10 protein-coding genes are annotated in these 13,396 nt (G+C 43.2%); 4 read left to right on the top strand and 6 right to left on the bottom strand.

The window, feature by feature from the left end:
* Window positions 1-257: 257 nt before the first annotated feature.
* Together purD and I3252_RS00905 are read left to right on the top strand one after the other, a co-directional pair.
* Window positions 258-1,586 carry a phosphoribosylamine--glycine ligase gene (gene purD / locus I3252_RS00910; RefSeq protein WP_238033985.1) on the top strand — a complete coding sequence of 443 codons (1,329 nt, stop codon included), beginning with the start codon at window positions 258-260 and terminating at the stop codon, window positions 1,584-1,586.
* A 298-nt stretch (window positions 1,587-1,884) separates the two neighbouring features.
* On the top strand, window positions 1,885-3,279 hold the full coding sequence (locus I3252_RS00905; protein WP_238033924.1) for an AarF/ABC1/UbiB kinase family protein: 1,395 nt from the start codon (window positions 1,885-1,887) through the stop codon (window positions 3,277-3,279).
* Between the two features lie 91 nt (window positions 3,280-3,370).
* Here I3252_RS00905 and I3252_RS00900 read toward each other — a convergent pair whose 3' ends face one another.
* Window positions 3,371-4,048, bottom strand: coding sequence for an SAM-dependent methyltransferase (locus I3252_RS00900; RefSeq protein WP_238033923.1), 678 nt, complete (start codon window positions 4,046-4,048; stop codon window positions 3,371-3,373).
* 209 nt (window positions 4,049-4,257) lie between these two features.
* Between I3252_RS00900 and I3252_RS00895 the strand changes: the two genes are divergently transcribed.
* Window positions 4,258-4,449: a DNA gyrase inhibitor YacG gene (locus tag I3252_RS00895; protein WP_201540852.1), complete on the top strand. Its 192-nt coding sequence runs from the start codon at window positions 4,258-4,260 to the stop codon at window positions 4,447-4,449.
* 47 nt (window positions 4,450-4,496) lie between these two features.
* The gene (locus I3252_RS00890) at window positions 4,497-5,678 is read left to right on the top strand and encodes an aspartate aminotransferase family protein (protein ID WP_238033922.1); all 1,182 of its coding nucleotides are present in this window, start codon (window positions 4,497-4,499) and stop codon (window positions 5,676-5,678) included.
* Window positions 5,679-5,792: 114 nt separating this feature from the next.
* Here the strand turns inward: I3252_RS00890 and I3252_RS00885 are convergent, their stop codons facing one another.
* From I3252_RS00885 to prfA, 5 genes are all read right to left on the bottom strand, one after another.
* A complete protein-coding gene (locus tag I3252_RS00885; RefSeq protein WP_045448120.1) occupies window positions 5,793-6,692 on the bottom strand; it encodes a LysR family transcriptional regulator in 900 nt (299 codons plus the stop codon).
* Between the two features lie 234 nt (window positions 6,693-6,926).
* On the bottom strand, window positions 6,927-8,909 hold the full coding sequence (gene dnaX, locus I3252_RS00880; RefSeq protein WP_238033921.1) for a DNA polymerase III subunit gamma/tau: 1,983 nt from the start codon (window positions 8,907-8,909) through the stop codon (window positions 6,927-6,929).
* A 69-nt stretch (window positions 8,910-8,978) separates the two neighbouring features.
* Entirely contained in the window at window positions 8,979-10,241 is a 1,263-nt protein-coding gene (locus tag I3252_RS00875; RefSeq protein WP_238033920.1) for a hypothetical protein, read from the bottom strand.
* 114 nt (window positions 10,242-10,355) lie between these two features.
* Window positions 10,356-11,888: a lysine--tRNA ligase gene (gene lysS / locus I3252_RS00870; RefSeq protein WP_238033919.1), complete on the bottom strand. Its 1,533-nt coding sequence runs from the start codon at window positions 11,886-11,888 to the stop codon at window positions 10,356-10,358.
* Window positions 11,889-12,088: 200 nt separating this feature from the next.
* Complete coding sequence (gene prfA, locus I3252_RS00865; RefSeq protein ID WP_238033918.1) at window positions 12,089-13,180, bottom strand: peptide chain release factor 1; 1,092 nt, start codon at window positions 13,178-13,180, stop codon at window positions 12,089-12,091.
* Window positions 13,181-13,396: the final 216 nt, after the last annotated feature.

Here is a 13,396-nt window from a genome sequence, read left to right as displayed (position 1 = left end):
TTGGGATTTAATACCATTAATTTAGTGAAGTGTAACGTACATAGCGCGCCAGCTAAAGCGTACAACATCATTTCATGAATCAGCAACATGTCGATAACATTTGCTCATGAGACAGGTTTTTCCGTTTATTGATGATTAATTGCTGGCAAGTGGATACTCATGGCAATCGGTACGACTTTTTTGTTAGAATATGCCAGTATATTTGAGAGTGTGTGGCTAACTCATAATTAACTTTAATGCTAAGGGCAAGACGTATGATGAATATTTTGGTGATTGGTTCAGGTGGTCGCGAACACGCGCTAGCATGGCAATGTGCAAAAGACGACAAGGTCAATAATGTCTACGTCGCGCCTGGTAATGCTGGTACAGCGCTTGAACCTAAATGCCAAAACGTTGTACTAATATCTACTGACGAGAACGCTAGTGAACATAGTGCAATCATCGATTTTTGCCAAAACAATGCCATTGATATGGTCATTGTTGGACCAGAAGCGCCTTTGGTCACTGGTATCGTTGATGCTTGCCGCGATGCTGGGATTCAAGCGTGGGGACCAACAGCATACTGTGCGCAATTAGAAGGTTCCAAAACCTTCGCCAAAGAATTTATGGAGCAAAACAATATCCCTACCGCAGCCTACAAAGGCTTCACCGAAGCAGTAGCTGCCAAAGCTTATATCGATGAACAAGGTGCACCCATCGTTATCAAAGCTGATGGCCTTGCCGCTGGCAAAGGGGTCATCGTTGCAGAAACTATCGAACAGGCATATGAGGCCATCGATGATATGCTTGCGGACAATAAGTTTGGTGATGCAGGCAGCCGCGTGGTGATTGAGCAATTTTTGCAAGGTGAAGAAGCCAGCTTTATCTGCATGATTGATGGTAAAAATATCTTGCCAATGGCAACAAGCCAAGACCATAAACGGGCTTTTGAAGGCGATACAGGTCCGAACACAGGCGGTATGGGAGCATACTCTCCTGCGCCAGTGGTCACTCAAGATGTCCATGAAAAAGTCATGACCCAAGTCATTCAACCAGTGGTTGATGCAATGAATAATGCGGGTCACCCTTATACGGGATTTTTATATGCAGGTCTCATGATTGATGAAGCAGGTGACCCTTATGTGATCGAATTTAACTGCCGTTTTGGTGATCCAGAAACTCAGCCTATCTTAATGCGTTTACAATCATCAATGGTAGATTTGGTGGCACAAGGTCTAGCAGGACAGTTGCCTAGTGATGCTCAATGGGACAGCCGCCCTGCCCTCGGTATCGTCATTGCTTCAAAAGGCTATCCTGAAACATCATCAAAAGGTGATGTGATTGCTGGCTTGCCAGAACTAGATGATAATAATGACAACGCTGTCAAAGTCTTCCATGCTGGCACTGCTTTTTCTGACAGCGATGCCATAGACCGTGAAAAAGAAGTAGTGACGAATGGCGGACGTGTATTATGCGTGACTGCTCTTGCAGATAGTATTTCAGATGCTCAGCAAGCCGCACTTGCGGTAACAGGTGCGATTAGTTTTGATGGTGCACAGTATCGCCGTGATATTGGTCATCACGCCATTGCTCGTGAAAACAGTTAAAAATCAATATTACTCAGGCGAGAGCTATTCGCAGTTTTAGTCTGATAAAGCAAATTACTCTTAGCTTTTATAATTCGACCTAGTATCATGCTAGGTCTTATTTTTTGATATTATTTTTTACGAAGTTATAATCTGCAAATATATACTGCGGCTTACAAAGTAACTGCTATTGGCAAGCTTAGGCTCATCAACCAAATGTGCTTTATATGATACAATTTTGTACCCGTACATCGCATCTCCCTTGTATTGTAGGTTTTGAACCCACAAATCAATACCAACTGGATGAATGATTATATTTATGGCAAATGATACGTCTAAACCTTCTAGCACCAAGCAATCCATCGATAACTTAAAAACCTCAGGGTTTGATAGACGAATGTCGATTGCTAAAACTTCCTTAAATATTGGTCGCCGCTGGGCGGGTAATAGTGTGTCTGGCATTTTCTTAAATAAAGAAGCTCGCACAGCACGCAACCAAGTATTTATGGAAGCCCAAGCAAACTACCTCGCAGAAGAGCTAGGTAAGCTAAAAGGTTCGGTCGTCAAAATTGGTCAAATGCTAGCGATTTATGGCGAACATATTTTACCACCAGAAATCACCCGTGCTTTGCAAACGCTCAATGATGATACCGCTACGTTATCATGGCCAACCATGCAACAAACCCTACAGCAATTATTGGGTGAAAAACTACATGAATTAGATGTTGATACGGTTCCTATAGGCACTGCGTCTCTCGCTCAAGTTCATCGCGCTACGGTGATTGCAACTGGCGAGCAAGTTGTATTAAAAATTCAGTATCCGGGTGTTGCTGATGCAATCAACTCAGATCTTGCTTTATTTAAGCAACTATTAAGAGTAAGTAATATCGTTCCGCAGACCCGTTCGCTCGATGCTTGGTTCGAAGAGATACGTGACCTACTCCATCATGAAGTGGACTATGAAGCTGAAGCCGCGACGACAGAACGATTTTATGACCGTCTGAGTAATGATCCGCGTTACATAGTGCCCAAGATTAATCGCACTTATTCCAAAAAACGTCTACTCTGTATGTCTTATGAGCCAGGTATTACCGTAGTTTCTGAGGCATTACAATTATTACCTCATGAGCGTCGTAACGCTATTGGTCAGGCAGCCATCGAAATCATGATGCAAGAGATTTTTGTGTGGGGCGAAATGCAGACAGACCCCAACTTTGGTAATTATCTGGTTCGTGTCAGTGAAAATGAAGGCGATATCGATAAATTAGTATTATTAGATTTTGGTGCTATTCGTCAATTTGATAACAACCTTTTGACCATTGCGCATGGCTTACTAAAAGCTGGTTACCGCCATGATCATCAGGCGATGATGCTTGCGATGACGGGTTATGACTTCTTTGATAGTATGAGTGATAAAGTACGCTCTGATATGGCGTCACTATTTTTATTGGCAACCGAACCGTTTAGTGATCCGGCGACCAATCCTGATATTCCTAGCGATTGTCTAGATAAGGACGACCGTTATATTTGGGCGAACAGCAAACTCCACTCTCGCCTCTCAACACAAGCCACAAAAGCGATGCAGTCTTTTGAGTTTAACTTACCACCAAAAGAATTTATGTTTATTAGTCGAAAATTTATTGGTGCTTATACCTTTTTGACGGTGCTTGATGCTTATACTGATCCGGATACTTTAGTAAAACCTTATTTGTAGTTTTGATTGAAGAAAATTTTCTCTAATAGTAAGTAATTTTTTAACCGCCCTTTTGTGGCGGTTTTATTTTTTATCATTTTATTTACTTAGGCTATTTAACTTGATTCACAGTGTCGACCTTCCACTCATCAAACCTAGTTTTATAACCCTCGGGCTTACGCATAATAAGTTCCCAGCATACCTCTCCACGGGCTAAATATTTTATTTCAAAATGCGTGCGCTGACTGTCATCAGCGACTTGATAGCGCTCATTAGGCAACGACCATATCTCCGTTGCTTGCTGCTCTGCATTATTGATATAGGCTTCAATGTTGGTTACTAGTACCACTTCTCCACCTACTTGCAATCGCGACAATAGAAACTCGAAAAAAGGCATGTTTAGCCATTGCTGGTTGGGATTGTGCTGTTCAGGATTGGGGTACAGTATGAAGATTTTACTGACACTATTGGGTTTAATGGCATGCACAATCCATGCGATCGCATCAGCATGAATGGCGGTTAAATTCGGTGAATCTTGTAGCACTGCCAGTTTGGCAAAAGCGTCAAACTTATTGCGCGTACGTTCGATCGCAATCAGATGCTTATCGATATTTTTTGCGGCGAAACCAAGAGCATGCTTACCCTTCCCTGCACCAATTTCTAATATTAAAGGGACAGCGCTTTTATTGTCGTGAATGATATTTGGCATAATAAAATCACGTGGTGCTGAAAGCTTTTCTGGTTGAAATGCTCGCTGTTGCTGATGTGTAAGCTCAATATTATCGGTCATCTACTATCCTTAAAGTATTTGTCTTTTGCCATTATTCGGGCGCATGCTATTATATAGCCAATCTACTTCAATAGTAATATAGCGACAGCGAGTAACGTGCTATCGTAGTCTATCAAGCGTATACGAGGTGAAAATAGATGCAATTACCGACTGCCGCTCTCTAATGACGTTCATCATACAAATAAATCGAGGATACTCCCACCCTTATCATGACTGAATCTACCCCCCATAGCTCCCCTAAAACCTATCCTTGCCCACGTTGCGGCACTAAAACAGCATGGCAAGACAATAAATACAAGCCGTTTTGTAGCAGTCAATGCAAACTTATCGACTTAGGTGCATGGGCAAATGAAGACTATACCTTACCTGCAGAAACCACGCCTTTTTCTGACGAGCTATAATCAACACCTTCTCTTTTAACTAATTTATCATCTTGAGGATGTTTTATATGTCTGCTACTTATCTGATGCCCACTTATAACCGTCAGCCAATCAGCTTTATACGCGGTTCAGGCAGCTGGCTATATACCAAAGATGACACGCCTTATTTAGATGCGCTGACTGGTATTGCCGTATGCGGTTTAGGGCATTGCCACCCGCAAGTGACTGACGCCATTCAGCAGCAAGCAGCGACTTTAGTACATACCAGTAATTTATTCGGTATCGACTGGCAAGAGCGTGCGGGTGAAGTGCTATGTACAGCCGCCCAAATGGACAGTGTGTTTTTTGCCAATAGTGGTGCTGAAGCGAACGAGGCGGCGCTCAAATTGGCGCGTCTATATGCCTATCAGCAAGGTTTTAAACGCCCAAAAGTCGTCGTTATGGAGCAGTCATTCCATGGTCGTACCTTACTATCATTGTCAGCCACCGCCAACCCAAAAGCCCGTGAAGGGTTTTACACATTAGATGAGGACTTTATCCGTGTACCCTTTGGCGATATTGCCGCGATTAAGCAAGCCGCGCAAGATCATGATGAAATTTGCGCCATCTTTGTAGAGCCTATTCAAGGTGAAGGGGGTTTAAATACTGCTGCCAACGGATTTACGTATCTTGAAGAATTACAAGCAGAGTGTGAAGCACACAACTGGCTATTTATGCTAGATGAAGTGCAAACAGGTAATGGCCGTACAGGTAAATACTTCGCTTATCAACATAGTAATGCGCGTCCTGATGTATTGACGACGGCTAAGGGCTTGGGTAACGGTTTTCCAGTAGGCGCGTGTATGGTACGTGGCCGCGCTAATGGGCTGTTTGGTGCTGGTAGCCATGGTTCTACTTATGGCGGCACGCCGCTAGCCAGTCGTGTGGTACATAGCGTGTATGACGTATTGGCTAACAGTGATATCATGACCAATGCCGTAACCGAAGGGCTGTTTATTCGAGAGACGCTGGTCGATACACTAGGACAATATGGTGTCAGCAGTCGTGGTGCAGGTATGATGATTGGTATCGCCTTACCTGAAGACATGGACTGTAGTCAGTTGGTTGATCGTGCACGTGATGAGCAAAAGCTAATCATCAATGTCACTGGTGGGCATGTTGTGCGCTTGCTACCGCCGCTTAATATGAGCCGCGATGAGAGCACACAAGTGGCTGAGCGTCTGATTGACTTGCTAAAACCATCATTTTAAATGATTGGTTACATTAAACGCTAATACTAAAAAAGCCTATAGATAATATGTCTATAGGCTTTTTGCTTTTGGAGGCTTTAGACCACTCTCTACGGTGCATTATTCAAACGTCATCTAATTGGCATGGAAGTACTTTTTTAACACCTCTAAACAGCGAGTGATTTTAGCTGGCTGTTGATCACGGTTTAAGGTGACGGCATATAGTACAAAACTTGGTAATTGATAACCGGTCAACACTTCGACCAAGTCACCATTTTCAAGCTCTTTTTTGATGTCCATTTCCATCATTCTAACCAAGCCATGACCTTCTTTTGCCAAGGTGGTCGCCATAAAGACATTATTGGTATAAATGCGTGAATTCATTTTCGTGCGCGTCTTTTTACCCGTTTCTGTCTGAATGAGATCAATTTGATTGGCATCTTTCATGATTTCAATACAAATCAGCTGATGGTCAGCCAAATCTTTAGGCGTCTGCAGTTTGGTATGTTGGCGTAGGTACTGCGGTGAAGCAACCAACATTTGGCGCACATCGGTCAATGGATGACTGCTGAGGCTCGAGTCATTAATCGATGGACTCATACGAATCGCAATATCGATCCGCTCATCAATCATGTCAATATAGTGGTTGTCTGCTAGATAGGTAATGCTAAGATCATCATGTGCCGCCATCCACGTAGAAAGTGCCGGCAAAATATGATTAACGCCAAGCTCCGGTGTTGTCGCCACTCGTAAGCTGCCTGCCAACTCATCACGCAACTGATTGACCTTAATCCGTCCTTGTTCAGCAGCACTTACCACATCCTTTGCGGCTTCATAAAAGCTCTCGCCAGCTTCTGTTAAGCTCAGCTTACGAGTTGATCGGTGTAATAGCACGACGCCCAGCTCATTTTCTAATGAGCGGATTTGCTGACTGACGGCACTGGTTGTAATGCCAAGCTCACGAGCAGAGCCACTAAAAGAGCCATGTCCAACTACACTGGCGAACACAGCCATACCACGTAAATTATCCAACATATTCTCACCTAAACTTCATTTCAGTTTTTAATATAACTTAACCATTATAGCGAATCTTAATTTATTTTATCGTTATTAAATATTTCTCTCTTGTTTAAAAAAGCCCATTTAATCTGCAATAAAAACAAAAATATCAAGGCGATAGTACAACATCGCCTTGATATTTTATATGAAAGTTGTATTTAATAACTATATAGACTTTTAAATAATTTTAACAACAGTTTTTCTGACTGTTTAATACAACTGAACCTTACCCATTTTTCCTTCACCGCGCTCATTCAAATACTGCATCACAGGCGTAGCAAGCAGTCTTGCTTCTGCAACCGTTTTGGCTTGCACCAAGCGTTTTTGTTGGCGACGCTCAGGCGTCTTATCCTCTGCTTGCATGACGCTGCCATCGATTTGCAAGTCAATTTCTGCTTGGGTGAACTGCTGTTGCAGTTTAGCCGCTAATTGCTGAAAAGTAGTTTGTAAATGCCGACTATCTATACTGGTTATAAATATTGCCTTGCCATCGCATAAGCCCGTCATCATGCCTTGACGCGCAAGTGCCAATTCGTCTTGAGCCAATATCTCCGCTTCACGAGCCGTTTGTAGCCAATAATCCCATTTTTCTGGTGTCCACTCACCAAGCAGTTCTTGCGGTGAGCAACGCAGCAAAGTACGAGGATCATCCAGTTGCGTTGTTAACTGAGAATTATTTGCATCAGGCTCAACAACGGGTTCAGGCTCAACAACGGGTTCAGGCTCAACAACGGGTTCAGGCTCAATAACGGGTTCAGGCTCAATAACGGGTTCAGGCTCAACAACGGGTTCAGGCTCAACAACGGGTTCAGGCTCAATAACGGGTTCAGGCTCAATAACGGGTTCAGGGTTAGTAACTAATACATCATGATTTTGCTCATCATTTTGAGCCAAACTTGGCTCAAAATTGTTATAGGTTTTGACTTGTAAATCATCATTATCTCGTGCTTGATAATCAACGCCATAAGACTGTAATGGCGGTGCAGAAGCCGATTGGCTATTCGATGATTGTGTAGAAGGTGTAGATGTCCCATCTTCTATAGCTGGTACTTCAGGTGATACAGAGCCAGCATAAGTATGATTTAATATCTCATCGACTGGCAATGGACGAAATGCTAGCAGACGTAAAATGCACATTTCCAGCGCTTGCATTGGTGTGCTCGCAAGCTTAACACCTTCACGTGCTTGCACGACAATCTCATAATACAGTTGCAGAACGTCTGGACTCATATGCTGCGCAAGCGTGTTAATATCTTGCGCCTGTGCCTCATTTACATTTAATGCCACTTCAGGCAACAGCTGAGTCAACGCCAATTGATGCAGTAATTCAGTAAGACCATCAAACATGCTAGTTGCATCAACCATTTGCGCGCGCATTTGTTCTATATGAGCCGCGACAGCAGATTTGTCATGGTTATAGATATCAGTAATTAAACTGACCAGATCAGCCGCATCAATTAAACCAAGCATGGCGTTTACAGTGACATCATCGAGCGCACCTTGACCAAAAGCAATGGCCTGATCGGTCAATGACAACGCATCACGTACCGAGCCTTTGGCGGCGCTGGCTAACTGCCAGAGCGCAGGCTGTGTATAACCTACCTGCTCTTGGGTAAGAACATTTGCCAAATGCTCGCTGAGTAACGTTTGCGGTAGCGGACGTAGTACAAACTGTAAACAACGCGAAATAATGGTAATCGGCAATTTTTGCGGATCAGTCGTGGCAAGTAAGAATTTTACATGCTCAGGGGGTTCTTCCAAAGTTTTAAGAAGCGCATTAAAACTGTGTGTGGACAACATATGTACTTCATCAATCAGGTACACTTTATAACGCCCCTGACTTGGCGCATACGGCACATTATCCAGCAACTCTCGTGTATCTTCTACTTTGGTACGGGATGCCGCATCAATCTCGATAAGATCGATGAATCGCCCTTGATCGATGGCCACGCAGTTATCACACACACCGCAAGGCGTACTAGTAATACCCGTATCGCAGTTCAAACATTTAGATAGGATACGCGCAATCGTGGTCTTACCCACACCGCGTGTGCCCGTAAAGAGGTAAGCATGATGCAAACGGTTATAATCAATCGCATTAATCAATGCTTGAGAAACATGCGTTTGCCCAATCAACTCGTGAAAGTTTTTGGGACGATATTTGCGCGCTAAAACTTGATATTGCTGCGTCATAATAAATGCCAATGTGAATAATACAAATATAGATGGGGTGTCAAACCAGTAGGCTGTATTAGGTTTAGATTATAACTGGGCTTGAAGTTGTGCTAAACGTTCATATAAGCGCTGAGTATTGGCGTCAATCACTGGACCTTTTTGATAAAAGGCATCCAAGTACACCTCTGTATTGACGCTATCATCACAAGGTCTAAACTCTACGCCAATCAAAAACAAATCATCCATCACTGGATCCTGTATTTGAGCATTGAGCTCCAATAACAAGTCTTGTTGAGACGTGCGAACCTTATCAGCACTCAGCGAACTATTATCATCTTGCGCATAGAAAACCAGCAGATAATGGCGTCCAAACACGTGATAAGAGTGCTCATGACAAACATAACCATTCCAGCGAGAGTCTTGATCCATCGTTTTGTAAGCTAAGATTTTTTCAACCAAACAAGCGTAAGTGTACATTGACTCATCGACCAAAATATCGACCGGCTCTTTTGGTAGGGGTTGACCTGCCTCATAATGATTTTTAATCAAACTATTAAACAGCTTGTACCACATTCGAGTATTTTTCTGAATCTCAGCCATGAGTGCTTTGGCAAAGACTGCCTGATCTGGTTCTGTAGCTTTGAGCAAACGTTGCTCAATTTGATCGATCAACTGATTATCAATCAATTGCTCTTGCACCCTAATCGCTCTTTGATGAAAGTCAGGCGACTGTAAAAACTGGGTAAGTAATGTCGATTCGTCTTGGAATGACTTAAACCCTGTCAGCTGGCTGCGATGAAAGTCTAAAAATGCGGACAAATCGCTTGGCGTAACCAATTGGCTGATGATATCGACAAAGCTTTGATGGCTAAATACCTGTAAGACACTCTGCTCATCATCCAGATCTAAAACACAGTCTTCAGCAAAAAACTGACTACCATATTCATAATCAACCGTATGCGAGGATGCTTGTGGTTTGTCATCTTGATGTGTAACAGACAGTGACGTCAAACCAATGAAATAAACATCCTTACCAGCTGTCGAGGTATTACTTTCTGCCATCGACCTATCGTTTTTTAGATAAAGCTGAGCATGACGCTTAATTAGTTGGTTGACGACTTCTTTTCTCCACTCACGAACTTGAGCGCTGTCTACTTTTTGCCTACTCGCTTGCATCACCACATCATTGACGATCAAATAAATAATAGCGCCAGAAAACTCAAAAACGAAATCATAACCTTGAAACTGCTTAGGATTGATTGTTTTATCTGCTGGTAATTCATACAAAGATAAGAAACTTTGTTGAATCATCTGTTGCAAAAGTGATGGTGACGCGTGCTGAGTATCCATGATGTCCCTATAAATGAGGTCTCATAAAGAATCTGGGACCATTCCATTGAAAGCAAAAGAGCTTTCTTATGTTCAGTTTAGTCCCAGCATGGATTTATGGCAAGTAAACCAGTTCTAGCTTTCTAACTTGCGGCGCATATGCGGAAATAAAATCACATCACGGATACTGGCCGAATCGGTAAACAACATCACCAAACGGTCAATACCGATACCTTCACCTGCGGTTGGTGGTAAGCCATAAGACAACGCTTCGATGTATTCTTCATCAAAATGCATCGCTTCATCATCACCAGCGTCTTTTTCAGCGACTTGTCCACGGAAGCGTTCTGCCTGATCAGCAGGATCATTGAGCTCGCTAAAGCCGTTTGCCAGTTCACGACCACCGATGAATAGCTCAAAACGATCGGTGATTTCAGGATTGTCATCACTACGGCGTGCCAGTGGTGAAGTTTCCGCTGGATATTCAGTGATGAACGTTGGCTGACGCAATTGGTGTTCAGCGGTTTCTTCAAAGATAATAGTCTGTAGTTTGCCCACACCAAACACCTCTTTCACTTGCTGTTTAAGCGTTGTCGAGGCGTACTCTGCCAGATATTCACGGTCATTGATACGTGCCATATCGAAATTTTCGGCATATTTTGCAATTGCATCAGACATAGATAAACGTATAAATGGCGCTTTTAGACTGATGGCTTCTTCTTGATAAGCAATCTCAGTCGTGCCCAAAATATCCATCGCTAATTCATTAAATAAGCGTTCGGTCAAATCCATCAAGTCATGATAATCAGCATACGCTTGATAAAATTCAATCATGGTAAATTCAGGATTATGGCGAGTTGATACACCTTCGTTACGGAAGCTGCGGTTAATCTCGAACACTCTTTCAAAACCACCAACGACTAAGCGCTTCAAGTAAAGCTCAGGCGCGATACGCAGATATAAAGGCATATCTAGAGCGTTATGATGCGTCACAAACGGACGCGCCACCGCACCACCTGGGATAGGATGCATCATCGGCGTCTCAACTTCCATGAAACGCTCATTTAACATAAACTTGCGAATGCCGCTAATGACTTGACTGCGAATCATAAAGGTATCACGAGTCGTCTCATTGGTCATCAAATCAAGATGACGATTACGATAGCGAGCTTCGATATCAGCTAAACCATGGAACTTGTTTGGCATTGGACGTAGCGCTTTAGTCAATAACTGAAACTCTTCGATATGCACATATAAATCGCCCTTGCCTGAGCGACCGATGTAGCCTGATACGCCAACAATATCACCCAAATCTAATGATTTAATGGTCGCTAACGTCTCTGGATCCAACTCTTTGCGTGCAACATATAACTGAATGCGACCCGTCATGTCTTGAATAACAATAAAGGCACCACGGTTCAGCATGACGCGACCTGCCACGTTGACCTGTATTTTTTCGCCATTCGCCGCTTTTTCTTCAATTTCTTGTTTTGAGACGCCGTCAAAGGCAGTTTGCAAATCTTGCGCATAATCAGTACGTTTAAATGTATTTGGATACGGCTGTTTGCCTGAAGCAGTGATATCGTCTAGCTTAGCTTGCAGCTGAGCAATTAGCTCGTTAGCGTCTTCTGGGGCTTGCTCTTGATTCTGATTGTTGTGCTTTGACATAACACTCTCAATATTGTTAGGTAATTAAATGAAATAAACGAAAACTGCAAAATTAAATCTATACTTATTATCATGGTCGATAGCCGTAAAAAAACAGCTATAAACAAACAGACACTGTCATCTAGACAGTGTCACGCTTTTATGAATTAATGATTCACGACCAGCTATTGATCCTCTAGTCATTAATATCCTGATGGTTACTAATCACCACCGCCAATACTGGCCATCAAATCAGCCTGATGCTCACGCAACAGTGCATCAAGAACCTCATCCAAGTCGCCTTCCATAATGGCATCAAGCTTGTATAACGTCAGGTTGATACGGTGATCGGTCATGCGACCTTGTGGGAAATTATAGGTGCGAATGCGTTCTGAGCGATCGCCACTACCCACCAAATCACGGCGTATGGTATCTGCGGCATCAACTTGAGCCTGTACTTTGACTTGCTGAATCTTTGAAATCAGCATTTTCATCGCTTGCGCACGGTTTTTGTGCTGGCTACGCTCTTGTTGACACTCTACCACGGTACCCGTGGGAATGTGGGTCAAACGTACGGCTGAGTCAGTGGTGTTAACGTGCTGACCACCGGCACCGCTTGAACGGAAGGTATCAAAACGGATATCGGCTGGATTTAGATCTACTGTATCATCAATCTCAACCTCAGGCATCACCGCCACGGTACAAGCTGAGGTATGCACGCGACCTTGGCTTTCGGTTTCAGGCACACGCTGCACACGGTGTACGCCTGATTCAAACTTTAAGCGACCATACACGCTGTTGCCTGATACGCGAGTGATGATTTCTTTATAACCGCCATGCTCGCCTTCACTTGCCGACAGTACTTCCACTGTCCAGCCTTGTGTCTGCGCGTATTTTTGGTACATTCGAAACAAGTCACCAGAGAAAATCGCGGCTTCATCACCACCTGTACCCGCTCGAATTTCCAAGAAAGCAGGCACTTTATCATTTGGATCTTTTGGTAGCATCATGACATTGAGCGCCTCTTCCATCTCTACGATAGTCTCGCGGGCGTTATCAATCTCTTCTTGCATCATCTCTTTCATGTCAGGATCTGATGCATCAGCCAGCATAGCCTCTGCATCAGCCTGATCCGTTTCTGCACGCACATAGTTCTGCCATAAAGTAGTGATATCCATCAAGTCGCTGTGCTCGACAGACAGTTCACGGAATTTATTATTATCGCTGATGATACTAGGATCTGATAATAAGGCGGTGACCTCTTCATAACGGTCTACCATCTGGTCTAAACGCAGGCGTAAGGATTCTTTCATAAAAGGACTTTTAATTGGATGAGAGGAATAAGACCGTGATTATAGCAAATTTTTCGGGGTAAATTAAAACCTCTAAGCATTCTTCCCGTTATATTCGCAAATAGCGCCTCATTCTTGAATAATATATTGCTTAAATAATGTAATTAAATGCTCATAACAAAAATAACAGACAAAAAAATAGCTAAGGTTGCTCTTAGCTATTTTTTATTAGTAACA

Source organism: Psychrobacter sp. Ps4 (assembly GCF_022129285.1).
GTDB lineage: Bacteria > Pseudomonadota > Gammaproteobacteria > Pseudomonadales > Moraxellaceae > Psychrobacter > Psychrobacter immobilis_A.
The sequence above is the reverse complement of the archived record's forward strand: the minus strand, read 5'-3'. Positions and strand labels throughout refer to the sequence as shown.